The 26494-nt window shown below is 46.8% G+C and carries 19 protein-coding genes and 2 tRNA genes; 18 read left to right on the forward strand and 3 right to left on the reverse strand.

The window, feature by feature from the left end:
• The first annotated feature begins 27 nt into the window (after nt 1-27).
• Both thiL and gdhA read left to right on the forward strand, forming a co-directional pair.
• Entirely contained in the window at nt 28-1056 is a 1029-nt protein-coding gene (gene thiL, locus FOE74_RS04265; RefSeq protein WP_149097346.1) for a thiamine-phosphate kinase, read from the forward strand.
• A 455-nt stretch (nt 1057-1511) separates the two neighbouring features.
• The gene (gene gdhA, locus FOE74_RS04270; protein WP_149097347.1) at nt 1512-2852 is read left to right on the forward strand and encodes an NADP-specific glutamate dehydrogenase; all 1341 of its coding nucleotides are present in this window, start codon (nt 1512-1514) and stop codon (nt 2850-2852) included.
• Nucleotides 2853-2923: 71 nt separating this feature from the next.
• Here gdhA and FOE74_RS04275 read toward each other — a convergent pair whose 3' ends face one another.
• Entirely contained in the window at nt 2924-3292 is a 369-nt protein-coding gene (locus FOE74_RS04275) for a hypothetical protein (protein WP_149097348.1), read from the reverse strand.
• Between the two features lie 119 nt (nt 3293-3411).
• Nucleotides 3412-4830: a 23S rRNA (uracil(1939)-C(5))-methyltransferase RlmD gene (gene rlmD / locus FOE74_RS04280; protein ID WP_262713740.1), complete on the reverse strand. Its 1419-nt coding sequence runs from the start codon at nt 4828-4830 to the stop codon at nt 3412-3414.
• A gap of 245 nt (nt 4831-5075) precedes the next feature.
• On the opposite strand from rlmD, the gene FOE74_RS04285 reads away from it, so the two are divergent.
• A complete protein-coding gene (locus FOE74_RS04285; protein ID WP_188686277.1) occupies nt 5076-5882 on the forward strand; it encodes an SDR family oxidoreductase in 807 nt (268 codons plus the stop codon).
• Between the two features lie 234 nt (nt 5883-6116).
• Here FOE74_RS04285 and FOE74_RS04290 read toward each other — a convergent pair whose 3' ends face one another.
• Nucleotides 6117-6812 (reverse strand): SH3 domain-containing protein, encoded by a 696-nt coding sequence (locus FOE74_RS04290; protein ID WP_188686275.1) that lies wholly within the window; start codon nt 6810-6812, stop codon nt 6117-6119.
• Between the two features lie 138 nt (nt 6813-6950).
• Between FOE74_RS04290 and FOE74_RS04295 the strand changes: the two genes are divergently transcribed.
• The 15 genes from FOE74_RS04295 (at nt 6951) to FOE74_RS04360 (ending at nt 26375) form a co-directional block, all read left to right on the forward strand.
• Nucleotides 6951-7023: transfer RNA gene (locus tag FOE74_RS04295), tRNA-Lys, on the forward strand.
• A 67-nt stretch (nt 7024-7090) separates the two neighbouring features.
• Nucleotides 7091-7163: transfer RNA gene (locus tag FOE74_RS04300), tRNA-Lys, on the forward strand.
• A 748-nt stretch (nt 7164-7911) separates the two neighbouring features.
• Nucleotides 7912-8784: an acyltransferase family protein gene (locus tag FOE74_RS04305; protein WP_188686273.1), complete on the forward strand. Its 873-nt coding sequence runs from the start codon at nt 7912-7914 to the stop codon at nt 8782-8784.
• Nucleotides 8785-8796: 12 nt separating this feature from the next.
• Entirely contained in the window at nt 8797-9219 is a 423-nt protein-coding gene (locus FOE74_RS21665; RefSeq protein ID WP_394348931.1) for an acyltransferase family protein, read from the forward strand.
• A gap of 625 nt (nt 9220-9844) precedes the next feature.
• Nucleotides 9845-10543: an SGNH/GDSL hydrolase family protein gene (locus tag FOE74_RS04310; protein ID WP_149097352.1), complete on the forward strand. Its 699-nt coding sequence runs from the start codon at nt 9845-9847 to the stop codon at nt 10541-10543.
• Between the two features lie 1319 nt (nt 10544-11862).
• On the forward strand, nt 11863-13671 hold the full coding sequence (locus FOE74_RS04315) for an ATP-binding protein (RefSeq protein ID WP_188686271.1): 1809 nt from the start codon (nt 11863-11865) through the stop codon (nt 13669-13671).
• Nucleotides 13672-14161: 490 nt separating this feature from the next.
• Nucleotides 14162-15541, forward strand: a complete 1380-nt coding sequence (locus FOE74_RS04320; protein WP_149097354.1) for a sigma-54-dependent transcriptional regulator — start codon at nt 14162-14164, stop codon at nt 15539-15541.
• A 239-nt stretch (nt 15542-15780) separates the two neighbouring features.
• Nucleotides 15781-17646: a response regulator gene (locus tag FOE74_RS04325; protein WP_149097355.1), complete on the forward strand. Its 1866-nt coding sequence runs from the start codon at nt 15781-15783 to the stop codon at nt 17644-17646.
• A 397-nt stretch (nt 17647-18043) separates the two neighbouring features.
• The gene (locus FOE74_RS04330) at nt 18044-18424 is read left to right on the forward strand and encodes a response regulator transcription factor (RefSeq protein ID WP_149097356.1); all 381 of its coding nucleotides are present in this window, start codon (nt 18044-18046) and stop codon (nt 18422-18424) included.
• Nucleotides 18425-18434: 10 nt separating this feature from the next.
• A complete protein-coding gene (locus FOE74_RS04335) occupies nt 18435-19598 on the forward strand; it encodes a sugar transferase (RefSeq protein WP_149097357.1) in 1164 nt (387 codons plus the stop codon).
• Between the two features lie 12 nt (nt 19599-19610).
• Complete coding sequence (locus FOE74_RS04340; protein WP_149097358.1) at nt 19611-20354, forward strand: TolC family protein; 744 nt, start codon at nt 19611-19613, stop codon at nt 20352-20354.
• Nucleotides 20351-22552 (forward strand): GumC family protein, encoded by a 2202-nt coding sequence (locus FOE74_RS04345; protein WP_149097359.1) that lies wholly within the window; start codon nt 20351-20353, stop codon nt 22550-22552. The genes FOE74_RS04340 and FOE74_RS04345 overlap by 4 nt, the downstream gene beginning before the upstream one ends.
• A 142-nt stretch (nt 22553-22694) precedes the next feature.
• Nucleotides 22695-24137, forward strand: a complete 1443-nt coding sequence (locus FOE74_RS04350) for an O-antigen ligase family protein (protein WP_149097360.1) — start codon at nt 22695-22697, stop codon at nt 24135-24137.
• Nucleotides 24130-25086 carry a glycosyltransferase family 2 protein gene (locus tag FOE74_RS04355; RefSeq protein WP_149097361.1) on the forward strand — a complete coding sequence of 319 codons (957 nt, stop codon included), beginning with the start codon at nt 24130-24132 and terminating at the stop codon, nt 25084-25086. Before FOE74_RS04350 ends, FOE74_RS04355 begins: the two co-directional genes overlap by 8 nt.
• 83 nt (nt 25087-25169) lie before the next feature.
• Entirely contained in the window at nt 25170-26375 is a 1206-nt protein-coding gene (locus tag FOE74_RS04360) for a glycosyltransferase (RefSeq protein ID WP_188686266.1), read from the forward strand.
• Nucleotides 26376-26494: the final 119 nt, after the last annotated feature.

A 26494-nucleotide genomic window follows, 5' to 3' on the forward strand; every position in this document is an offset into this window, starting at 1 on the left:
AAAAAAACTACGATAACCACGCAAAATATGTCAGAATATACCTCTTTAGATACTTTAGGCGAGTTTGGCCTGATCCGGCGGTTGCAGGAGAACATTGAAGTACACCAGTCTTCCACGGTAGTGGGCATAGGGGATGATGCCGCCGTTCTGGAGCCGGGCCAGAAACAGATTGTGGTCACCACTGATATGCTGGTAGAGAACGTGCACTTTGACCTCACCTTCTGCCCCCTCAAACATTTAGGCTACAAGGCCGTGGCCGTGAATGTGTCAGACATTGCCGCTATGAACGCCATTCCCACCCAGATAGTGGTGAGTCTGGCCATTGGCGCCCGCTATACGGTAGAAGCCATTGAAGAACTGTACGCGGGCATGCGCCTGGCCTGCGAGAACTACAAGATTGACCTGGTAGGCGGTGACACCACGGCATCGCGCGGCGGGCTGGTCATCAGCATCACCGCCTTAGGCGAGGTGGAGAAAGGCAAAGCCGTTTTGCGCAGCACCGCCCAAATCAATGACCTGGTGTGCGTCACCGGCGATTTAGGAGGCGCTTACCTGGGCCTGCAATTACTGGAGCGCGAGAAACAGGCGTTTCTAGCGGACCCTGAAACCCAGCCGGAGCTGGAAGGCAAAGATTATGTGGTGGGCCGCCAGTTGAGACCCGAAGCCCGCATGGATGTGATCCATGAATTGAAGGAAATGGGTGTGCACCCTACCTCCATGATTGACATCTCAGACGGGTTAGGCTCTGAGTTGCTGCACATCTGCTCACAAAGCCGGGTAGGGGCCGCTATTTACCAGGACAAACTCCCCGCCGACCAGCAGACGTTGGAAACCGCCGAGGAATTCAAGCTGGATCCGGTGACCTGCATTTTAAATGGCGGCGAAGACTATGAGCTGCTCTTCACCGTGAAAATGAGCGACTACGACAAGATCCGGAACCACCCGGACATCACCATCATCGGCAACATCACAGATGCCACCGAAGGAGTGCGATTGGTAACCCCGAGCGGCAATGCCTTCCCTATCAAGGCGCAAGGCTGGAACCACTTTGGGTAAAAGCCACCCTCACTGCCACTTCAGTAGACTTGAGCAATAGACTACAGCTTTTTGGGCCTGTTTTGTAAAAAACGGGTCTGATACTGAAAAGAATTTAGCCCCGCAGGTTTTAGAACCTGTGGGGCTTTTTTGTGGAAAGGCAATTTCCTATTTCCTGTCTCAGCAACAACAGTCAGGTCAAAACCAGAGGCAGTATTGCAGGGCAAGAAGGGTGATTGCTCGCTATTATCATGCACAGATTACTGCCAGAGCAACGAATAATTCTGGAGCTATAGGTTCTGCGATGATAGTTGAACCCTGCCTGAAGGCTTTTAAGTTATTTCGTTTATTTTAAATAGAATCTATTTATTGGTGAGGTTTTTTTATTAATTCTAAGCTTTGATCGTTATTATTGTCAACGAATGTGGTGCAGATAATCAAAATAGTAATCTATATTTTCAACATCAAGTAAGTGCATGAGCCCAAAAGTACAAGAGTTCCTGAAAAAAGTTGAAGCCAGAAACCCACACGAGCCAGAGTTCCTGCAAGCGGTGCAGGAGGTGGCCGAAACGATTATTCCGTTTCTGGATGAAAACCCCAAGTATAACAATGCCAGAATTCTGGAGCGCATGGTAGAGCCAGAGCGGGTACTTATGTTCAGGGTGCCATGGCTTAATGATAAGAATGAGGTGGAGGTGAACAGAGGTTTCCGGGTGCAGATGAACAGCGCCATTGGGCCTTACAAAGGGGGGCTTCGCTTCCATTCGTCGGTAAACCTCAGCATCCTGAAATTCCTGGCCTTTGAGCAGGTGTTCAAAAATAGCCTTACGGGGCTTCCCATGGGGGGTGGTAAGGGCGGTTCAGACTTTGACCCAACCGGGAAATCAGACAGTGAGATCATGAAGTTCTGCCAAAGCTTTATGACCGAATTGTACCGCCACGTGGGGGCTGATATTGACGTGCCCGCGGGAGATATAGGGGTTGGCGCGCGCGAGGTAGGGTATATGTTTGGCCAATACAAGCGCATCAAAGGTCAGTTCACCGGCGTGCTTACCGGCAAAGGGCTTAGTTGGGGAGGCAGCGCTATTCGGCCAGAGGCCACAGGCTATGGGGTGGTGTACTTTGCCGAGCACATGCTGGCCACCCGCGGGGAAACGCTGGAAGGAAAGACCGTTGCTATCTCTGGCTCTGGGAACGTGGCCCAGTTTACCGTAGAAAGATGCCTTCAGGCGGGTGCCAAGGTGGTGACCCTTTCAGACTCCAGCGGGTTTATCTATGACCCCCAAGGGATCTGCGTTGAGAGACTAGCCTACGTAATGGAGTTGAAAAACGAAAAGCGCGGCCGCATCAAAGAATACGCTGAAAAATTTGGTTGTGAGTTCTACGAGGGCGAACGCCCCTGGCGGATAAAATGCGATGTGGCCTTGCCCAGCGCTTCCCAGAATGAACTGGACGAAGCAGATGCCCGCGCCCTGGTGGCCAACGGTTGTATCTGCGTGGCCGAAGGAGCCAACATGCCTAGCACCCCAGAGGCTATCCATGTTTTTACCGAAGCCAAAATTTTATATGCACCGGGCAAAGCCTCCAATGCCGGCGGGGTGGCAGTATCTGGGCTTGAAATGTCCCAGAACTCTCTGCGCATTTCCTGGAGCCGTGAGGAGGTGAACAGCAAGCTTTGGCAGATCATGAAAGACATCCATGGCTTGTGTGTCAAGTATGGTACCGAGGAAGACGGGTACATCAACTATGAGAAGGGAGCTAATATAGGAGGGTTTATCAAAGTGGCAGATGCCATGCTGGCGCAGGGAGTTATCTAGTGCCCCTCTTAAAACCAAAAGGTCTGCTCCATAGGGCAGACCTTCTGGTTTTAAGAGGGGCTTGGCGAATATCAATCCTCTGGATAGGGAACGAACACGAAGTTCATGAAATCGCGGTCAATCACAAAAAGGCAGCAGAATTCATCCGCATCCCGGTAAGCCTGCTGGAATTCCTCTATTTTGTCTTCGCCCACCAATTGGCGGTTCACGAAGTCTTCCAGGTAAGAGGCGTTGATGTGCCATTCCAACTCCCGCTCATGAGCCGCGATCAACAGACCGCCAATGGGCGTGATTTCGCGGGAGAACACGAAAATAGGGTACTTGGAGATGTCGCGTTTTCTGATGGCATAGGAAGCCTCTTTCAGGGTGTCTGACACCTGCACGAAATCTTTGGTGATGGTGCCCAGGTATTTGCCGTTCAGTTCTGGATCGTTCTGCATAGACGTAGCAAGTAGTGCGTATCAGGTAGCACGTTTTATCTTAGTAAAGAGATGCCTTTAGGAGCTGTTTTCTTAAAAACGGCCCCTAAAGGCACACAAGTTTTTCGGTCTCTTTCGGTTTATCCTCTCAACGTCAGCAGCGCTACGCTTTCTACGTGGTAGGTCTGCGGAAACATGTCTACTGGCTGGATTTTGACCACGTCGTACAGCTCAGAAAGCATCTCCAGGTCACGGGCCTGCGTAGCTGGGTTGCAGCTCACGTACACAATGCGATTGGCTTTCACTTCCAGCAGTTTGGTCACCACGTCGGGGTGCATGCCGGCGCGGGGCGGATCTGTGATGATCACGTCTGGCCTGCCGTGGCGCGCGAACAGCTCGTGCGTGAGCACATCTTTCATGTCTCCGGCGTAGAAATGCGTGTTGGTGATGTCGTTGATCTGCGAGTTGATCTTGGCGTCTTCAATGGCGCTGGCCACGTACTCTATGCCCACTACCTGCGCCGCCTTTCGGGCCACGAAGTTAGCGATGGTGCCCGCGCCCGTATACAGGTCGTACACGGTCTCGGTGCCGTTCAGCAGGGCGAAGTCGCGGGTGAGCTTGTAGAGGTTGTAGGCCTGCTCTGAGTTGGTCTGGTAGAAAGACTTGGGCCCTACCCTGAACCGCAGCCCTTCCATCTGCTCATGGATGTAGGGTTCGCCGTGGTAGCACACCACCTCCAGGTCATGGAAGGTCTCGTTGCCTTTGCTGTTGACCACGTAGTGCAGTGAGGTGATCTGTGGGAATTCCTGCAGGAGGTGGTTCAGCAGGGGCTGTAGCCACTCCATCTGGTCCTGGAACACCTGCACAATCACCATCAGGTCGCCGGTGTTGGCGGTTCTGATGATCAGGTTACGCAGGTATCCTTCCTGCCTTACCAAGTCAAAGAATGGCAGGTTGTGGTCCAGAGCGTATTTCTTCACCGCCAGCCTGATCTCGTTAGACGGAGCCGGTTGCAGATAGCAATGCTGGATATCCACTATTTTGTCAAAACGAAGCGGAATATGGAAGCCCAGGGCTCGTCTTTCCAATTCTTCGCCGCTGTCAATCTGCTCTTTGGTAAGCCAGGCGTTGCCCGAGAAGGTGTACTCCAGCTTGTTTCGGTAAAAGCTCACCCGGTCAGAGGGAAGAATGGGCAGCATTTCGTGGCCGGTGATCTTGCCGATGCGTTCCACGTTGTCGTTCACCTGCTTCTGCTTGTAGAACAGCTGGGTGTCATACGGGATGTGTTGCCACTTGCAGCCGCCGCACACGCCGAAGTGCTCGCAGAACGGCTGGGTGCGGGCTTCAGAATAGGCATGGAAATGGACAGGTACGCCTTCCAGGTAATTCTTCCGCTTTTTGGTGATGCGTACGTCCACCACATCGCCGGGGGCCACATCTGAGATGAACACCACCAGGTTGTCATGGCGCACGATGCATTTGCCTTCAGCGGCCATTTCCTCCACGCGAACCTGCGTAAGGACTTCGTATTTATGTTTTTTCTGCTTGTATCTTTTCACGGTGCCGCAAAAATACAAAGAAAACTCTGCACAGCCGCCCAATTACCCAAAGGTTCCATTGTAGGTGGCAACTTCTTGAGGGAGAAATGCAAGCTAGGTCGAGGCAAAAGGAAAACCAGCTGATAGCAAAAGCAGTTTTGGCCTCATGGCTAAAGGCTGGAGCCTACATGAGACCTGAGAAGACCAAGCCAAAACTTCTTGTATTTTTGTGAAGGCAGCGGTGTTGCCGAAAGAAGCATGTGACTATGAAAGACAAAGTGATCATCATCACCGGTGGGTCCTCAGGGATTGGCAGGGCTTGCGCCCTGGCGTTTGGAAGAGCAGGCGCCAAGGTGGTGATTTCGGCCAGGAATACCCAAAAGCTGCAGGAAGTGGGGGAGGAGCTGGCGGCCGCCGGCGTACCCTACCTGGCCGTGACCGGCGATGTAAGCGTAGAGGCCGACTGCGTGAAGCTGATAGAGGAGACCGTATCGCGGTTTGGCAGGATAGACGTGATGCTGAACAATGCCGGCATCAGCATGCGGGCCCTGTTCCAGGACGTGGACCTACAGGTGATCCGGCAGCTCATGGATATCAATTTCTGGGGAACGGTGTACTGTACCAAATATGCCTTGCCGCACCTGCTCAAAAGCAAGGGCTCTGTGATAGGCGTATCCTCTATAGCTGGGTACCAAGGGCTGCCCGGCCGCACGGGCTATTCAGCCTCTAAATTTGCCATGCAGGGCTTTCTGGGCGCCTTACGTACCGAGACCTTGCACCAAGGGCTTCACGTGATGATCGCCTGTCCGGGTTTCACCACCTCCAACATCCGTAATACCGCGCTCGCCGCCGATGGCAGCCAACAGGGAGAATCACCCAGAGATGAAGCCAAGATGATGACCTCAGAGGAAGTGGCTCACTTAATCTTGGAAGGCACCCGCAAGCGCAAGCGGGAGTTGGTGATGACGGGCCAGGGGAAACTAACGGTTTTCCTAAGCAAATGGCTGCCCGGCCTCACTGATAAACTGGTCTACAACCACATGAAAAAAGAGGCTGATAGTCCGTTTAAATAACGTTGTAAAGCGTTTCAAGGCAGTTTCCTGAAAATCCGTCCTGAAACGCCATGGTGTATTTTGGCCAGCTCCAACCGGATAGGGTCAAAAACAAGGCTAGTAGAGCTAAGAAAGGGCCAGGAAAAGGTAGTAAACCAAGGGAGGCTTTGGGGCTGGTTTGTGAAAACCAGCCCCAAAGCCTCCCTTGGTTTTTAATGAGTTTTAACTAAGGGTTGTGCCTAGGAGGCCTTTTACCTAGAAGAGCCTATGGTTGCTGAGGGGTTGGGGCAGCAGCAACAGGTTGTTTTTCCTGATGTAAGCCGTTTGGTCCTCCCATTCAATCCGGTACCATATATCTTCCTCCCCAGTGATATTCACCTTATGCCCTGTGCCCACCGTGGCCACCAAACCAGCTCCTGCTGATGGGGCCGTCATGATAGGAACGTTGCTGTTTTGAATGATGCCTTGCTGGTCTAAGCTCAGAAAATTGGCAAAATAGAAAAGAAAGGCCATGTACATCAGGAAAAGGCTTTTGGCCCGCGCCCCTATGGGTTTCCGTTTAGACCAGTTAATAACCAATAGGGTGATGGTAATCACCGCCCCCACCAGTAAAAGCTCCAGGATTTGGGAGTAGTATTTGTAGAACTGGGTCTTAAAGAAGTTCCAGTCTGTGTACTCGTAGCCTGAAAGGTGTTGCTGCAGCCCCACTTCCTCCATCTTCCGTAAGACCGACCGGCTTGGGTGCTTGCTGTAATACAGCTGCAGGTAATGCATGGACTGGGTGTATTGCTGCAAGCCTTCCTGGATATGGGCCATCTTGAGGAGCATCTGCGGCGAGTAAACCCGTTCCTCTGCTAGAAGTTGCTCATAGATTCCCAGCGCTTGGGTGTACTTGTGCTGGTTGTACAAAGAATCTGCCTTGCTAAGTAAGCTGGTAGGCGATTGAGCCATAATTAGTTGTGGGCCAAAGAGCCAAAACGCACAAAAAAACAAACAGAATTTGCGGAATTTGTTTGGCATTTACAGAAAGTGATGATACTTTTGCATCGCAAATGAGGGTAACGCCCTCTTAAGCAAAGGTAGTAAAAAGATTCTGTAGCTCAGCTGGTAGAGCAATACACTTTTAATGTATGGGTCCTGGGTTCGAATCCCAGCGGGATCACTTTCTCTTAAAAGCCTTTCCGGCCCCTCGTCGGGAAGGCTTTTTTTACCACCTTCAACTATTACCTGATTCTGTAGCTCAGCTGGTAGAGCAATACACTTTTAATGTATGGGTCCTGGGTTCGAATCCCAGCGGGATCACTTGGAAAAGCTTCTCTTCTTTTAGAAGAGAGGCTTTTTTTTTGATCCTTACCTCAGAAGAACTTGGTTCTTTCAATGTTCAAGGTGTTCTAGTTAATCTTCTTCTTGAAAGATTTTTGTAGGGAGGCTATATGCGCAACTACGATCCTTTAAGGGAGTAACAATAAATAAAAGGCATCTCCTAGTCAATTGTCGCTGATGTCGAATTTTCCCAACACCATCCTTATTGGAATCATACCTTAACGCTATAGGTGGTTTTAGTAGTGTTGTTGCCGGTTTCTTTGCTCATGACTTCATTATAAAAGAAGAAGAGCACATTTACGAATGTAAGGATTAGGGCAAAAGAATTATAGATGAATCTTGTTGGTAATAAATATAAAGAAATATATAAAAGTTTAACTGGTATTTTGCCCTACAAGAAAATCGGAGTTAAGATTAAGCTTAGATTTAATTTGAAAATAATCATCTTACCTAGTCAATGTTGTCCTGCTTTGGTTATAGATTAAATAGCTCTGATAATTATTTGTTTAAGTGATTTAAGCCTATAGTCTTCTTGTGGAGGCAGGGTAAAAGCTTTCAAGGCCTATATAGTAAAACCCTATTATGTAGGAATAATTAAATATTATAGGCTTGGAAGAGGGTATATTGATTGAATTGTATAATTTTACACTTTGAATTGGCAGGCGTGTTCCTTTGCGCCGGTTCAATGAAAGTGGATTTAGTATGAATCGAAAATTCCAAACCAGTAGTGAGTAATGCTGTTTTAGTTCAGGAGAAAGTAATAGAGGCGCCAATTGGCAAACCAAAAAGAAAAATTCAATACAAATTACAAGCCTTAAGAGGGATTGCTTCCTTGGCTGTCATATGGCATCATATAGGTAGTGAAGGGTATTTGGACAAGGTTTATAAATTAGATCTTGGATTTGTTCCTTATGGTAATATAAGACCTCTTTTATTTTTTATGCTTTCTGGATATATGGTTAGCTTAACAAATAAATCTAATCTTTCCAGCTGGGAGGAAATAAGATACTTTGGACAAAAAAGACTTTATAGACTATATCCAATATATTTTATAGTTGTATTATGTACCTTTTTACTGAATTATGATAAAATTTCCATAAACCAGATTTTAAGCAATTTGTTATTCTTGCAAAGCTTTACAAATGACGTGGTTTTTGAAAATAGGGCCTTATGGACAATGAGTTTTGAAGTGATGTTTTATTTTGTTTTTGTTTTAATTTCATTTTTTAATATAAAAAAGTTTTATGTGCCTTTAGGAGCACTCATTATAGGTATAGGGTTACTTTTAACAAACTCAAATTTTCCAATGCTAATCTCTGTCTGCTTTGGCTTAGTTTATTGGGGTTGCGGTTTATTGTGTGGGGGTATAAAGTGGAAAAGCGTAAATCATGCCATATCCAATTTAATTGCTTTAGCCTTGTTGATCTTTTGCTACCAGCAATTGGAAGTCAGTGCGTTTGTGCTTAAAAAGCTACCACATTCTATGCTTCCTATGGCTTCAGATTTTATACATCACCCCATAAAGTTTATTCACCTAGCTTTTATCCCTGTTTGCTATTTAGTTATCCAAAGTTTTAATAGTAAAGAAGTTCCCTTTTGAAAAATTTTGCTATTGATAATATATTTACCTATAATATGTAGATTTGCTTATTTGTTGTACACTGATAAAGTGTATGAAGGTTTGTATATCCCTGCTATTTTATTCTTAATAAGTATCTTATTTTTGGTATTTTCTTTTCGAATTGAATTCGGATTAATTAAAAGAGCTTTAGTCTTTATAGGGGGTATTTCATATAGTACATACTTAATACATTTTCCAATTCTGTATTTATTTCATAGTGTTACATTATTTTCCGGCACTTGGTATACAGCTGCCATAAGGTTGGTTCTGTATCTTATAACCGTTTTTAGTATTTCCTATCTTCTAGAAAAGAAATACCAAAGTTGGGTTATGGAAAAGATTGAAGCTAGGAGGCTAAGGAAGAGTCAAAATGGAATAAGCTTGTGGGATAGTTTGCCTAAGGCCGTTAGGTAAAGTGTTGGATCACTCGTTTACTACCTGGATCACTCGTTTACTACCATTATTTTCCGGTAAGTTTTTAAATCCCTTTGTTTGGTAAATGAAAAATTAATTCTCTTGGGTTGACTATTCATGATAATTACGAGATTTTTTGCGTTACCAAATATTTAGAAGAAATTTCCTGCTCTTTCTGCATAGGCTGGAAGTATCACTATGTTAGGTTCTAAGTCTAAGATATGCTTATTCCTGCACTTTAAGGAGAGGGTTCGTTTTTTCTTGGATAATTTGTAAGGAATTGTAAGATAGGTTATTGTGTAGGGGTAATGCCGGCCGTTGTATGCTCCGCGGCTGTGTCTTGATATTTTTTATTTTCCTTCCCGCTTTTGGTAAAGTATTCTCTTAATAACTTCTTCTGATTCTGACTTGATATTTGGTTACGCAATTACCTTGGTGCTCTTCTTTAGGTGTTTACACCAAATTAGTAAGGTTTGTATTGAATGGCGGATCACCTTTAGGATGAGTTTGAATAGGCAGTAGGAATTGCTAAGAACAATTATAGTCGACTAACGTATGGTTGAAAATAGTATAAGGTAATATCTATATATCTTAATAATCAACTAAAACAACAACAAGAGACTGTATGAGAAGAGCACTATATTCCATCCTTGCATTTTGCATCCTGGGTTTTCAGTGGGGTTGCCAGGGAGATGAGGTGGAACCAGAGCCCGTACCAAAACCAGCCCCCATCGAAGTTAGAAACCCGAGGGTGTACGTGGTGCTTGGTTCTTCCACTGCCGAAGGAGTTGGTCCAGGGCCCTATGATTCCAGTTGGGTAGGCCGAAGCATTACCTATCTTCGTGCTAATAAGGATAAGTTCAAAGGAGATACCATCATCAATCTAGCACGTGGAGGGTACACTTCCTTTGATATCATGCCTTCAGGCGATCAGAACCGGAATATCACCAAGGCCCTCAGCTATAAGCCTTATGCTATCATTATCAATATGCCGAGTAACGATATTGCGAATGGAAGGTCTGTGGAAGACCAGATGAATAATTTTGCTGCCTTATCTGAGATGGCGAAGCAACAAAAGGTTGTTATGTGGGTGACCACGGCTCAGCCTAAAGACCTTAATGAAGATGGCAGGAAGAAGTTGATCGAACTTACCAATAGAATCAATACGGTTTATGGTGACCAAGTCATAGACTTTTGGTCAAGTGTTTCTAATCCCAATGGTACTATTCATGCGCAATATAATGCGGGAGATGGAATTCATATCAACAGTCCAGGGCACCGCCTCTTTTTTTCAAGGGTGATAGGAAAAAAAGTTTTCAATTAAGTTCAGGCGGTTCCAGCCGTTTTCTTATTTGGCCTTTTGCAGCTATGTGTAACAGTTCTTTATTAGTAGAGTCAAAAGAGCTCCTGTACGCAAAGGTTAAAGCAATTTTCTTATTAGAGTCAGGTCCTAGGTTCGAATCCAAACGGGATCACTTGAAAAAGCCTCTCTTCTTTTAAAAGAGAGGCTTTTTTGTTAGGGTGGCAAGGAGTGAAGCCATCAATAAAGCGCAGGTGGTCCACATCCTTGCTTAATACCCCATCGGCTGTACTATAATCCCCTTTCTAAGCTTAAGTAGTTGGCAAATGAAAAGCTTTACTAAGTTGGGTATTTATATAAAGGGCGCAATCAATATTTAGCCTGCGTGGAGGCCGTTTATAAAATAGACAAGACTGATACTTGCATTAAATCCTCTTGATTCAAAGCTAGGGGCAGAAATCGGCCTTCAGTGATCTGCTACCATGGTTTAATTCCAGCTAGGCATCTAGACATCTATTAGGCAATGGCATTGGTTATGGCTGGGCAAAAGATTTACAGTTCGGGTAATAAAATCCGGGAAGGAGGTGAACTTGTAGAAGAAAGTGCGCGTAAGTTATTTTCACCCTCTCGGGTTTTTGTAAACAATGGACCCTTTTTGGAGCTGGAGAGTAGGAGGCAGGTTTGAGCGAAAGTCGCCCATACCTGGTTTTTGCTGACAGGCTTCTTGTTGATGGCTGAATGAGGGGCTATAAGTGCGCTCATTGTAATTAAGTAGGATTCCAAACGATTAACGCCATTCTCACTTTCAGCAAATTGTTTTAAATCTCGCAACTACACACCTGTAAATATTGGCAAAATGATGATAGTGGAAAGCGAAATCACGTTTTAAGGGCTATTTTTCAAAGAATGGATAAAAAACTATTTGAACAGGTTGGGTATTTTATAGGATGATTTCAAGGTTTTTTCTAAGTAAATATGTTTAAATGTCAATATTTAAGAAGAAAAATTTAAAATAAAGTCCAGTAACTTAACAAAACTAATAATTACTTGTATATTAGCGTCAAGAATAAGTAAATGGATAGTTTATGAAGTCTGCTCCAATCTCCGTTGATGAATCTCAAAGTTTGAATGAATGGCTGACACTGAAATCTACAAGAACAGGCCGTAAAGCATGGTATTCAAAGTCTGTGGAAGGAATCGGAGTAGGTACTTTATCGTCCTCATCTGCCTCTACAGGCCGAATAATGCCGTATCTGCAATCCCTGTTAGGCACTGTGAAAGAAAGCGGGATTTCTTTTCTACTCTATGTTTCTAAAAAGCTTTCCCAAAAAGATCCTTTTGGTTTGAATAGTATCCTGGCGATGGGGTTGAAACTGCAGAGGATTTCCAAGCCTTACCAAAACTTCGTCATTTTCAGGAATGGGGAAGAGGCTGGGAATGCCCCGCTTTTGACTTCCTATGCCTCCGACTACGGCCTTGAACCATTTCAAGCTTCTTATAAAGGGATCGCAGCCTATGATGGATTTCCTGCTGCCCCTTTTCTAACGTCTTTTCAGGGCGCAACTTTCCGTGAAAGAGAAAGCATCCGCCTTTCACCGGGGCAACGGTACCGGCAGGCTACTGCTTTGGATGAAGAGGTGGGCGCTCTCTTAGAAGCTGGGTATTGGGAATTCTCTTCATTTACGGGAGAGTTCTTCTGCACAGACTACCTCATGGAACTGCTGAACATGGAGCCAGGGGCTGCAGTGGAAAGCTTTGAATCCTTCTTGCCGTTTATCAAAGAAAACCATCAAGAGGTCTTGGTTGATGCTTGGGTAGCCTTGGTCAACACCAATAGGCAATTTTCCTGTATAGTAGAAGTGCAGGGCACCGGAAGAGGAGCCACCTGGCTTAAAATGAAGGGGAAACCTTTGGTGAAGAATGGTCAAGTGGTGAAATTCATAGGTACGGTGCAAAATGTTTCTGAGTGGGTCGCAACGGAGACGCAGCTAACCGCAGAAGTAGCGAAAGCCGAAAAAGCAGCTCAACTCAAGACTGAGTTCGTTTCTTATATGAGCCATGAGATCAGAACTCCTCTCAATGCCATCATGGGCCTTACTTACCTTCTTTTGCAGGAAGAAGGCCTCAAAGAAGAATATAAAGACAACCTCAACTCTATCCATTTCTCCTCCCAGTGTCTATTGGCTCTCGTTAACAATACCTTAGACTACTCAAAAATAGAAGCCGGTAAAGTAGAGCTTGAGAAAGTGAATTTCCCTTTGAAAGACCTGTTGAAAAACACGCACCAGGCGTTGTATCTGCGGTCTATGGAGAAAATGGTAGACTTGGAGCTTTGCATAGACCCACGCACCCCTGCAGAAGTGGCTGGTGACCCCGTAAGGCTGATGCAGATTTTGAACAACCTGTTGAGTAATGCCATCAAATTCACTGACCGGGGAGCGGTAAGGCTGGAGGTAAAGGTCATTTACCAAACCAACCAGGAATGGGTTCTGGACTTCACGGTGTCAGACACGGGCATAGGCATTCCGCAGGAAAAGCAGAGCCATATTTTTGAAAGTTTTTCCCAGGCAAGTGCCTCTACCCACCGGAAATATGGCGGCACCGGCCTTGGTCTCTCTATCACCAAGAACCTGGTGGACCTGCACAAAGGAACCATCCAGGTGCAGAGTGAGCCCGGGAAAGGATCTGTGTTCAATGTGCGTCTCAAGTTTGTGAAGCCCCAGGCTTCTCTGGTAACGCTTCCTAAAACAAAAGGCGGCAAAATTCCCCATACCAAGCTGAAAGGAGTTAGAGTTTTGGTAGTGGATGACAATGTCATGAACAGAACAGTAGCCACCAAGCTCCTCTCCAACTGGAATGCAGTGGTTGAGACCGCCGACGACGGTTTGGTGGCATTAGAAAAAATGGCTACTACCGGCTATGACATAGTCTTGATGGATTTGTACATGCCCGTTCTGGATGGATTCCAGACAGTGACGCGTATGCGCGAAGCGGGTCAAAAGGTCCCTGTCATAGCCTTGACAGCCAATGCGAGCGAAGAAGAGAGAAGAAGGATTTTGGAAGTAGGGGTGAATGATTACTTAACAAAACCGTTCGTGCCCCAAGATCTTTTCAATAAGTTATTGCAAAATCTGGACGGAAACAGGTTTTAAGATCCGCTCCCGCAAAGGGAAGGGACCCAACGCCTTTTTGACCTTCTTTTTGAAAAAGGCATAAAAAGAAAGCTTTGATTTTTTTACCGAAGAGGGAGGGGGACAAGCAGTTGGTTAGGAATAGTAGAAAACCACGCATTTGTAGAAAAAGAGCTGCTAATCTTTCCTTTCTATGAGGTGGATTCAACCAGAAATGGGTGCTAAGTAAATGCTTGCCGCATTCTATGCCTTCTTCCAATCTATTGGTCAGGCAGGCATTTTAACTTGTAATTATAAAACAAGGAAACAAAGATAATGGCCTAATGAAGGTGTAGGTAGCTTCTTTGATAAATGTTATATGCATAGGGAGCCGGTGGTTTGGGGATTTGACTTTTTTATTTATAAAGTTGGAAGACAGAAGGACGCAATTCAATTAACGTAAATCACAATACTTTCTTAAATTGGCGGAAAGTGATAGTTAATTGGTCTCTTACATTCAGTTTTGGCTCCCATGTCTAGTTCGCAAAATGATTCCTCCGCTAAAATCTTCGTTCTTGAAGATGATATTTGGTACTCTCAGTTCCTGAGTTATCATCTTTCCTCTAACCCTGACCACCAGGTAGAGGTGTTCAATTCCGTCACGGAGTTTTTAGCTAGGCTCACGGATGCTCCCACTATCATTACCTTAGATTACCATCTACCCACCAATACCGGTGAAGAGGTCTTGCTGCAGATCTTGCAGAAAAGTCCTAAATCTTATGTCATCATCATCTCTGGCCAGGAAGATATAAGAAAAGCGGTAAGCCTGCTGAAGATGGGGGCGTATGACTACATCGTGAAGAATGAAGAAACCAAAGACCGGCTCTGGAGCATAGTTGAAAAGATCAAGCATAACAAGTCACTGCAGCAAGAGCTGGAAGTGCTAAGGAATGAGGTAAAGCAGAAATACTCTTTGGGGAGCGAATTGGTGGGGTCTTCTGAGCCAATCAAGAAAGTCTTCCAGTTGGTAGAGAAGGCGGCGGCGAATAATATAAACGTGACGGTTACGGGTGAGACAGGTACCGGGAAAGAACTTATCGCAAAAGCCATCCATCAGAACTCCCGGAGGTCCAAGATGCCTTTTGTGGCGGTAAACATTGCCGCCCTGCCTTCTGAACTGCTGGAAAGCGAACTGTTCGGCCACGAGAAAGGAGCATTCACCGGGGCCACAGCCCGTAGGATAGGGAAGTTTGAGGAAGCGAACGGCGGTACCCTATTCCTGGATGAGATTGGCGAAATGAGCTTTAATCTTCAGGCAAAGCTGTTGCGGGTCTTGCAGGAAAGAGAAGTGACCCCGGTAGGTTCTAATAAGAGCATCCCGGTGGAAGTGCGCATAGTGACCGCCACGCACCGCAACCTCATGGACGAGGTTAAGAAAGGGAATTTCAGGGAAGATTTGTTTTACCGGCTGCTTGGCATCCAGGTGCATTTGCCGCCCTTGCGGGAAAGAGGGCATGATATCCTGCTGATCGCCAATAAGTTTCTGCGGGATTTCTGCAAGCAGAATGAAATGGAGGAAAAGGTTTTTACCCCAGAGGCGCAGAAAAAGCTTTTAAGCCACCCTTACCCCGGCAACGTGAGAGAACTGAAGGCGGTTGTGGAATTGGCCGCAGTGCTGGCAGATTCCAGGGGAGTCACGGAAGGCGACATCCAGTTGCAGGCCCCTGCCACCCCATCAACCCTGGAAGAAAAAACCCTGGATGAATACATCCATGAAACGGTACAGCACTATTTAGACAAATACAACTACAACGTAATATATGTGGCAGACAAGTTGAAGGTAGGGAAATCAACCATCTACAGAATGATTCAAAAAGGGGCGGTTCTGGTTCCTGAACAGAAGAGGTATTAAGCATTGCAGCACCGGGTTTGTTATAAGGCCCTGGCTACCTTCCTTGTGAATTAATCAAATGAAAAACAATCTCCCGCTGTCTAGTTATCTGGTGCATACCTGCTTTTGCGTGCGTTTTTAAAGAATGGGGCCTGAAACGGCTGTCAAAGAAATAAATCAGTACCGCTTCCCTTACACTTGGTCAAAGATGCCTGCGTCTGAAGCCAAAGGGTTGAGATCAACGCTTTTTTGGTAGAAGTATGCTTTTCATTGACCAGATATTCAAAGATAGTCCCAATCCCACCTACATCAAGGATAGCCAAGGGAAAATTGTATGGGCCAACACAGCCTATGCCTTGCTGCATAGGTCAAGTTTGCCGCAGTTGCTGGAAAATGGGGCCGTAGAGTTCGATTTTTCCTATGAGCGGGATTTAGAGATCCTGGCGTCAGATGAGGTAGCCTCTATAGAGGAGTTCTACAAGTTGGATGACCGGAACGGCACCTGGTTTCTTTCTATAAAGAAAGCGATTGTGCAGCCAAACGGAGAGCGCTTCCTTCTGTCTTCCTCGTCAGAGATCACAGACCTGAAAGAGACTATCCAAATCGCCGAAGACTCCTTTGCCACCAAGGAAAAATTTATCCATGATGTCAACCGGGAACTGGAAGCTCCTGTGAACGCTATCATAAGCTTGGTAAGGCTCCTGAAGAAAACCTTCATCAACAAAGACCAGAAAAGGTATTTAAACTCGGTTCTTTCTATCTCTGACCATATTTTAGATATTCCTAAAGATGTTCTGGAGTATGACCGGGTAGAGGCCGGCGTGCTGGAGTTGACCACCGAGGTGGTGAGCATTGTGCACTTCATTAGGGAGATCATCACTGTGCTGAACCTGAAAGCGGCGGAGCATGATGTGAGCATCCACTTCTCAGAACCTTTGACTAGAATCCCAGATGTGGAGGTGAACCCTGTTTACCTCAACCTGATCTTGTCTAAAATGATCAGGTGCGCCATTCGGTACACCAAAAGCAAAGAGATTGGGGTTTCGGTTTTCCAGGAAGAAAAAGGCGATAACCTGGTGTATCTGCAGTTCTCCATCCACAACCTGGAACTAGGGCAAAGCGCTGAGTTTCTAGCCAAATTCTTTGAGTCTGATTTCGTGCCCAACAGTGAAGAGCGGTACAAGATGGGCGGCCTAGACCTGGGCATTTACACCAGCAAAAGGTTGATTGATTTGCAGGGGGGCAGTGTGTGGCTAAAAGAGGAAAGTGAGCGCGGTATGAGCATTGAGTTTATCCTGCCTTTTTCTATAAACGACCGGAAAACGGCCCCGCCCAGAGAAGAAGCCAGTGAACCGGATCTTTCAGACGCCCTCAAGCTGCTCTTGGTAGAAGATAATGAAAGTAGCCAGACCTTGGTTAAACATCAGATCCAGAACTGGAATACAAAAATAGACATAGCAGGCAATGGCGAGGAAGGAATCAGGCTGGCCACGGAAAAAGCGTATGACCTCATTCTCATGGATGTGGAAATGCCTGGTCTGGATGGATTCAAAGCCACTTCGCTTATCAGGGATTCTAACGGACCAAACCGGGAAACCCCTATCATTGCTTTCACCACCAACGCAGCCGGCCATGAGGTGGAGAAGTTCAGGGAAGCCGGATTTACGGATTATCTAAGAAAGCCCTACCACGCCTTTGATCTGTATCTGTGCATCTCTAAGAATACAGGCCACTATGAGAAGGAGCGGTTGCTTGCCGAGAAAAGGGGCACTGAGCAAGAAATGCCGCTCTATGACTTCTCCGGCCTGGGAAACATGGCCGAGGATGAAGTGTTCATCAGGAAAATGCAGAAGTTGTTCATTGATATAGTCCCTGGTCAGTTGTTGAAGCTTTCGCAGGCCATTCAACAGCAGGAGTGGGAAACGGTGGCGCTCCTTTCCCATAGCCTGAAGTCTACCTTCGGCAATATCAAGGTCACGAGGGCTGCCAACGCCATGAAAGAAATAGAGGCGGTGGTAAACAAAGGGACTGATTATTCCGCCTTGCCTTCTTTGCTGGAGATTGTTAAATCCACGACAGATAAGGTGGTGAATATCTTTGTCAAAGAACTGTCCCAAAACCAATGATCACAGGTTAATTTCTTCTTTAGTTGGAAGAAATTTAATCCATTTCCCTCCATATAAGGCCGAGGAAGCCAAAGCAGGAAACGGGGTCCAGTACCTATCCTAATATTACCTTCTTCTTTAATTTCCGCCTTTTTTAAAAACAGGCTGTTTTTCTCCTTGGTTACTCCTGGCGGAGAGTCTGTTAACTGATGGGTTCCTGCTGCAGTTTTACCTCCTTCAGGTTGCTTTTCTTTCCTGCACCTACCATTTCATCCACTATTTGTCCCAGTTTGAATCAGTTATTCCCAAAATGGGATGAAGAGGCGTTTACAAAGACTCATTTTATACTATTTTATTATTAATTTCTATAAAAGTAAGAGTGGCACGGTAATTTCATAGTAAATATAAAAATAACAAAATGAAGCAGTGTATATTAATCGTCGATGATGAACCTACTATAGGATTGATATTAGAGCATTACTTCTCTAGCTCTTACCATGTGGTAGTAAAGTCTAATGGCAAAGAGGCAATGAATTGGTTAGAGGAAGGTCATCCCATAGATGCCATTGTAGCCGATTTTGAGATGCCTTTTATGAATGGTCTGGACTTTATCAGGCAGTTAAGGGCCAGTACCTTATTCAAAGATATTCCTCTGATCATGTTGTCTGGCAAGGAAGAGTCACGGAACAAGATTCTTTGCCTGAAAAGCGGCGCTGATGATTACATGATCAAGCCCTTCAACCCAGAAGAGTTGGAGATTAGGATAAAGAATGTCCTGAAAAGAGTGAAAATCTCATAGTGCTTCCAAGATGAAGGTTGTTTTTCTTTCGCCAGACCTGCAGGAGGCTCTTCAGTTTGGTTCTGAATTGGGGCAGCATGTGGAGGTCGTGCATTTCAACAACCCTAAACTCTTCCTTCAGTCCCTGGAAAAAGGCGACCGGTATGATGTGCTCGTGGATGCTGCCATGCCCGGCTCTCCCTTAGGGATCAACCTGCTTAGAACCATCAAGTCCAGGTTTCAGAATTCCATGCCGGTCATATGGTTGGCTGACAGCTTGGTTCCGCCTACTCTCCAGAATATGTTGAAAGCTGCGGGGGTATCTGATATTTTCTACCGGACGCTTGATAAGGAACGGTTGAGCACCAGAATTAACTATTTATCAAAAGCGGGAGAAATGAGCCCAGAATCTAAAGTTGCCCCTGCCTTCGCCTATAGGTACCCCTGGGGGAAAAGGGTATTTGATGTGGTAGTGGCTTCCATGGCTTTGCTTTTCCTTTCTCCCATCCTGTTGGTGATTACTCTTCTGATTAAACTAGAATCAAAGGGCCCCGCCTTCTATTACTCTTACAGAGTAGGGACCGGATTCAAGATTTTCAAATTCTGGAAATTCAGGTCTATGCGCCAGGATGCTGATCAACTTCTTGATTCCATCAAGGTCTTCAACCAATACCAGACCACTGTGAATGAGCCACCGGTAGAAGAAGGGTTCAGGCTCTGTTCCTCCTGTGCCAAAAGCAAGGAAGAGTGTTCCAACAAGCTGATCAATGAGAAAGGCCAAATCATTTGTGAGCAGCAATACATTGAATCAAAGAAGAACAAGGGAGATGCTGCCTTTATCAAAATAGCGAATGATCCCAGAATTACCCGGTTTGGGATGTTCCTCCGCAATACCAGCATTGATGAGCTCCCCCAGTTATACAATGTGCTGAGAGGGGATATGTCTATTGTGGGCAACAGGCCCCTGCCCATTTATGAGGCAGAGAAAATCACCACAGATGAATATGCCGCGCGCTTTATAGCACCAGCCGGAATCACTGGCCTTTGGCAGGTGAGCAAGCGGGGAAAGGGCAACATGTCAGAAGAAGAACGCAAGGCCCTGGATATTGAATATGCCCAGAAGTTCTCCTTCAGAAAAGACCTGTACATCCTCCTCAAAACGGTGCCCGCCATGTTCCAAAAAGAAAATGTTTAATCAATCCAACTTATGAAAAAGACCTTCCTTGTACTTTTCCTGGCCCTCGCTTATTCGGTGGCCTTTGCCCAGACAGATCCCAAGCAGGGAGCTGAATGGGAGAAAAAGCTATTTAATTCTGAATATGCCTTGCCCATTTTGATTGAGACAGCTCTCTTGAATTCAGCAGAATTGGAAAACTCAGAGGCGGCTAAATTAATGGCTCAGGAGGAGAGAAAGGTAATCCGGAAAAATTTCTATAGCGGCTTCGCCTTGAATTCGGCCTACCAATACGGCACCTGGGAGCAGTTTGGATTGGCGGGCGAACCGGTCAATTCCTTCAACGCCTTTGATTCTCCTTTACAAGCCAGGTATACCATGGGGGTCACCATGTCTTTGCCCTTAGGCCAACTGCTAAGCCGGCACAACCTTATCAAGAAGCAAGACCTAGCCATTGCCCAGGTGGAGACCACCAGAAAACTAGCAGAGAAACAGATCAGGCACCAAGTGATCACCCTGTACCAGAACATGGTATTGGCAAAATCACAGCTAGAACTCCAGCAGCAAGCCTACCAGTCAGCGGTAGTCACCAATAAGCTCGCTGAGAAGCAGTTCAAAAGCGGTGACATTCTCATTGATGCCATGTCTGCGGTACAGCAGGCCCATACCACCACGGCTGCGGCCTTGCAAACAGCTAAAGTAAACTATGAAACCACTCTCATGATGATGGAAGAGAGAATTGGGGCAAGACTAATAGACTTAATTAAAAGCAAATGAAACTAACAGAAATCTTCAAGATCATCAGGCAGAACTGGTTCATGCTGGTGGCCATCACCTCTGTAACGGCAGCTTCTATCTACTTCTTTGTTAAGGATAAAGATGATGAATATACCTCCTATACCACCATCTATACGGGTATAGCCACTGGGTATGACCTGAACAGTGTTTCAGCCAACAATAATCAGCATACAGCTGCCAACAATGCCTTTGCCAACCTGATCTCTATCATAGATTCAAGGGATATAAGGAAAAACCTAGGTTTCCGCCTTTTGGCTTCCCATCTGATGCTGAAAGCCCATGATCCTAATCTTCTTAAAGAAAGCTCTTATGAGAAGTTGCAGGAAATGGTGCCCGCATCACTTAAGAAAAAGCTGGTAGGGGCAACGGTAGAGGAGACAGCGGCCAACATCTCAAGATTTTATAGCGCCAGCAAAAGCAATATTGTGCGCGATATCATCTCCTCAGATGAATTTGACTACTCAGGGGCAGCCTCTGCGTCTTCAGATGCCAAGTCAGCTATTGAGGCCGAGCGGATTGGGGATAGTGACCTTCTGCAAATCTCCTTCACCTCCAGTGACCCGGCCTTGTGTAAAAATGCCCTGGAAATCCTGACCCAGCTTTTCATAGAGAAGCACAAACAACTGCATACCGCGCAGTCTGAGTCGGTGGTGACTTATTTCACCGCCGCCACTGATAGCTCCTTGCAGAGACTGAAACAAGCGGAAGCCAATTTGCTCTCTTTCCAGAAAGCGAATGGTATCGTAGACTATTCTTCACAGGTGGAGAACACTGCCACCGAGAAGAATGCCTTGCTAGGCAAATACAATGACCTGGAAACAGAATACGCCGGGGCCTTGGCTACGTTGCGCTCTTTAGAGCAAAGCATGAAATCAAGAGGGGTTCCCAATCTTTACAGCCAGGAAGTGTTACGCCTGAAGAACAGGCTTTCTACCGTGAAGTCTCAGATCGCAGAATTGGAACTGTTGAACAGGGGCAATTCCACTCCCGCCCAGGCAAGCCGAATGGCTTCTCTGCGGAAAGAGGAGGAAGACCTTTCTGAGAAGATGCTTAGTTCAGTGGATAAGCATTATGCCAATTCCCGCTCCAAAGAAGGCATGCCCATGGGTACCGTGCTGACGGATTGGGTGCGGGCTACCTTTCTGGTGGAAGAGTTGAGAAGCAAGCTGGGTTTGGTGAACAAGCAGAAAGGGGAATACGCCCAGGAATACACCAAACTTCTGCCTTTGGGCGGAGAAAACAAAAGGTTAATCAGGGAAGTGGATCTTGCTGAAAAAGAGTACCTGGCGCAGTTAGACGGACTGAACCAAAGTAAACTGAACCAGCAGAATATTGAGCTTACCTCACAATTGAAGGTGGTGGATCCTCCTTACTATCCTACCAGCCCAGCGCTCCTGACCAAGATTCTGTTAGTGGTCTTCGGTTCCTTGAGTGTGTTCTTGTTGACCTTGGGCACCTTGCTGGGGTTAGCCTTGCTGGATGACTCCCTGCGCAAACCCTCTGTGGCCGCAAGGAAAATGCATTACCCGGTATTTGGGATCTTGCCTGAAAGCAATACCTCCAGTTCAAAGCAATTATTGCTGGCCCAAAGAGCAGAAGACCATCTTACCCGTCAGCTTATTCTCAAGATGCGGCAGAAGGATAGCATGGGTCCGTTTGTGGTAGGGGTATTGAGCAGTATATCAGGAGAAGGTAAAACCGACCTTTGCAACGCCTTAGCCAGCAACCTTCTTTCCATGGGAATTGATACCCAGGTCCTTTTCCCAGAAAGCCATAAAGGCAAGATCAGCCCGGGAGCGCACTGTAGTTTCTATGCCCCGCTTCAGGGAGTATTGACAGACGCCTCTATCGCTGACCTGGCCGGATTTGATTTCATGCACAACGCAGTAGTGCTGGTGGAGTTCCCGGCGGTGCTGGAAGACACCTACCCGGTTTCCTTGTTCAAAGACCTGGATCTGGTGCTGTTGACGGTGAAAGCCAACCGGGTTTGGCAACAGGCAGACAAGATCATGTTTGAGAACATCCAGAAGGTGACCAAGGCGCCCATTGAAACGGTGCTTACCTCTGTCAAGCCTGATGATGCCAAAGAAATGGTGGTGGTACGGCCTGATAGCTTCCTGCACGAGCAGAAGGTGCTGCCATCTCCTAAAAGTCTACCTGCCTTAGAAAAAGTATAAGGCGTTTTAAGCCTGAATTTCAGAAAAGCCTTTTAAACCATACGCTTCTTCTTTTGCCAACAATGCTTAGTGCACTGGCAGGAGAGAAGGGTATGGTGGAAGCCTTCAGGTTTCCATTTTCCCAGCACAAAGCGTTGTTTCCATGGAGCAGATTGCAAGAACCACTGATAAAAAATCATCTTTTTTCCTGATACCCTTAGCGGTTCTGGCCGCCATTGGGGTTGGTTGGATGACCGCGCAGGTAGGTTTTCTGGTGCCTGGGCTGGTGCTTGCCCTCCTGCTGGTGGTACCGCTGGTGTACCTGATTTTCAAAGAACCCAGGATAGGTATTATCTCCCTGGTGAGCTATTGCTTTATTTACAACCTCTTCGCCCGGGAAATCGGTCATTTTCAGTACCTGTATATAGTAGATGCGCTGGTGGTGCTTTCCTGGCTGGCGGCTCTCTTCCATACCACCAAAGACTATGATTGGTCTTTGATGCGAAACGAGATCTGCGTTCTGGGAGCCATCTGGACCATCATCAACATCCTTGAAATCTTCAACCCGGCCGGTTCCAGTCTGTTGGGCTGGATGCTTGAGATGCGGTACCATTTGCTTTGGATCCTGGTGGTGCCTCTCTGCCTGGTAGTTTTCAATAGAAACAAAGACCTGAATGCATTCTTGATCCTTCTTATCTGTATGTCTTTGCTGGCCACTATCAATGGGGTGAAGCAGGTGACCATCGGTTTGTTTCCGGGGGAGTTGGAGTGGTTGAATAGCTATGGGTACATGACCCACCTTATCTGGGGTGAACTGCGCGTGTTTTCCTTCTTTTCAGATGCCAGTCAGTTTGGAGCTTCTCAGGCCCACATGTTCGTGATTGCCTTTACCCTGGCTTTAGGACCCTTCAAACGGTGGAAAAAGGTGCTTTGTGGTCTGGCTGCCCTGGCCTTCCTGTATGGCGAATCTATTTCAGGTACCAGGGGAGCCTTATTTACCTTATTCATTGGGTTAGGTGTGGTTCTGTTGATTACCAAGAACCTAAAGGTGATTGGCATAGCCCTGGTCTTTGCGGTGGTGGGCTTCTGCTTTTTAAAGTTCACCTACATAGGAGAGAGCCATTTTGAGATCAGGAGAATGCGTTCTGCCTTGAGTTCCAATGATGCCTCTTTCAACATCCGGTTAAGCAATCAGCTAAAGCTTAAGGAGTATCTGGCGGAACATCCGTTTGGCGGCGGGGTGGGCGCTATTGGCTATACCGGCGAGAAATATAACAAGGGAACTTACCTGGCCACTATCCCGCCTGATAGTTACTGGGTGAAGGTCTGGGCCGAATACGGCATCGTGGGCTTTGTGATATGGATCAGTATGATGATGTACATCATAGGGAAGAGTTGCGGGATTGTCTGGAACACCAAAGACAAAGGCCTTCGGTTTAAACTCACCGCCTTGACGGCAGGCTTCACGGGCATCGTCATCAGTAGTTACGGGAATGAGATCATGAACATGCAGCCTTCTTCCATGATCCTCTTCGTGTCTTGGGCCTTCATTTTCCTGGGACCCAAACTAGATAAAGAAGCTACCTCATTAGAAGCCCATGCCTAGACCGCTTGTTTCTGTTATTTCGGTTAACTACAACCAGGCAGCGGTCACTTGTGAGATGGTGGCTTCGTTGCGGAATGTGACTTATCCTCACCTGGAGGTCATAGTAGTAGACAATGCATCCCCCACAGATGATCCTTCCCTTATTAAGGAGCTTTATCCTGAGGTAAAGCTTATCAGGTCTACGGAGAATCTAGGCTTTGCCGGCGGAAACAATGTGGGCATTGCCCACGCGCAGGGCCAGTATGTTCTTTTCCTGAACAATGACACAGAGGTTGACCCTGGTTTTCTAGAACCTCTGGTGAACCAATTGGAGCAGGATGAAAAAGTAGGCATTGTATCGCCTAAGATTATCTACCACGGAACCCAGGGGCTCATCCAGTTTGCCGGTTCAAAGGGCATCAATCCCTGGACCGGTAGGAGCATCACCATAGGCCAGTTGGAGACCGATCAAGGCCAATACGATGCCACTACGAATAGTATCCTTGCAGATGGCGCCGCCATGATGGTGCCCATGCGGGTCATCAAAGAAGTAGGTCTTATGCCCGAGTTGTTCTTCCTGTATTATGAAGAGCTGGATTGGTGCGAGATGATCAAAAGAGCGGGTTATACCTGCCAATACGTGGGGCAATCCACGGTCTACCACAAGGAGTCGGTGTCAGTGGGAAAGGCCTCTTTGTTGAAGACCTATTATATGAACAGAAACAGGCTGCTCTTCCTCAGGAGAAACATCAGTGGCTGGCCTTTATGGACCAGCATCCTCATTTTTCTGCTGGCGGCCCTACCTAAAAAAGCCTTGGAATTTAGCCTGAGGGCAGAGTGGAAACACCTGAAGGCCTTGGGCCGCGGTCTGTGGTGGAATCTGACCCATAAGGCTACTGACGCAGGGGGTGGGGCACGGGCCCTATCGCAGAAGAGCGTGGAGAGCATTGGGTTTCCGGCCTTAAAATAGAGAAAGGGAGGTAAACCATCTCCCTTGTAGTGCAGAAGCATCTGACAAGGTGCCAGTATTCATGAATGCAAGAAGTTGAAAGTATGTATCTGTTAGCGTTATTGGGTGATATTGTTCTGTATACCATTGGCCTTTATCTCCTGCTGAATTGTTGCTATTTGTTGTTCTTTTCCCTGGCGGGGCATAAAAGCATCAGGCCATTGCAGGTAACGGTGAAAAAGAACCGCCGCTTCTGTGTCTTGATTCCGGCCTACCGGGAGAATGAAGTGGTGCTGGAAACGAGCAAAGCCGCATTGAAGCACCAATACAACGGCAACTTTGAAGTGTATGTGATTGCAGATGGCTTGCTGCCGGAGACAGTGGCAACCCTAAGAGGTTCTGACGTGCAGGTCATTGAGGTAGCCTTTGAAAGAAGCACCAAAGGAAAAGCCCTTGCGGCGGCGCTTGCGCAAATCCCAGCTAACAGGTTTGACATTGCCGCCATCCTGGATGTTGACAACATCATGGGGCCTGGCTTTCTGCAGGAAGTCAACAAAGCGTTTGGCGCCGGGTACCGGGTGGTGCAGGCGCACAGGACCGCTAAGAACATGGATTCCTCTTTTGCCTTTCTAGATGCCTGTAACGAAGAAATCAACAACCATATCTACCGGAAGGGCCATTTTGCCATAGGCATGTCCTCGGCGTTGATTGGTTCTGGCATGGCCTTCGGGTTCACTTACCTCAAAGAACTGTTGAAAGGGATTGGAGAAACGGTGGGCGAAGACAAAGAGCTTGACTTTAGAATCGTGCGCGACCAGGAAAAGATTTGTTACCTGGACCAGGTCTACGTTTTTGACGAGAAAATAGAAAATGCCAAGGTTTTCACCCAACAGAGAACCAGATGGATTGCGGCTCAGGTAGAGTTTCTTAAAAAGTATGCCGGCGAGGGAATCACCCAACTGGTGCGGCACGGGAATGTGGAGTTCTTCAACAAGGTGGTGCAGGCTTTTCTGGTGCCAAGGGTTTTGCTCATTGGTGTTTTGGTCCTCTTTTTCCTATCTTCCCTGATGCTGCCGTTCGGACCGCCCCCTGTCTTCTGGGCTGTCTTGTTGCTAATGCTAAGTGCCGCATTATTGATCGCCTTGCCTGCGCGCTTTTATAAAAGCAGACAATTAGGGAAAGCCCTCTTCCAGCTTCCTTATGCCTTGTTCTGCATGGTGAAGGCCGTATTCCAAATAAAGAAGACGAAAACGTCTTTCCTGTCCACTCCCCACAAGGTAACAGCGGTATCAGCTGACGCCAACCTTTGACCCTGTAAAGACTACCATTATGCCTTTCGAGATTTTCGCTTTCCCAGCCATCGTATTCCTCATTGTCGGTTTCATTAGGGGCCTGAATACGAGCAAAAAGAACCAATAACCTGTCGCCT

The sequence above is a fragment of the Rufibacter glacialis genome, from assembly GCF_008271745.1.
Classification (GTDB): Bacteria; Bacteroidota; Bacteroidia; order Cytophagales; family Hymenobacteraceae; genus Nibribacter; species Nibribacter glacialis.